1 protein-coding gene is annotated in these 269 nt (G+C 67.3%); it reads left to right on the top strand.

Annotation, left to right across the window (positions count from 1 at the left end; genetic code table 11):
* Nucleotides 1-269, top strand: a 269-nt coding sequence (locus BYZ73_RS22105; RefSeq protein ID WP_146746438.1) for a transposase, incomplete at both ends; no start/stop codon positions are given.

Here is a 269-nt window from a genome sequence, read left to right as displayed (position 1 = left end):
CATCAAGGTGAAAGGCGAAGGCGAGTGGCACAGACGCAAACACGGCGCCTCGAAGCGCCGTGTCCGGCGCAAGATCCACATCGGCATAGACGAGGAAACGCCAGAGATCCGGGCCGTCGAGGTCACCTCCAGCAATGCAGGCGACGCGCCGATGCTGCCTGAGCTCCTGAAGCAGATCGGCCTGGATCGGCAAATCGCCACGGTCACTGCCGACGGCGCCTACGACACGCGCGCCTGCCACGACGCCATCGCCGACCGCGGCGCGGCCG

Origin of the sequence: Rhodovulum viride, from assembly GCF_003265965.1 — a bacterium.
Lineage (GTDB): Bacteria > Pseudomonadota > Alphaproteobacteria > Rhodobacterales > Rhodobacteraceae > Rhodovulum > Rhodovulum kholense.
Note: the sequence above shows the minus strand (reverse complement) of the source record. Positions and strands in the feature narration are given on the sequence as shown.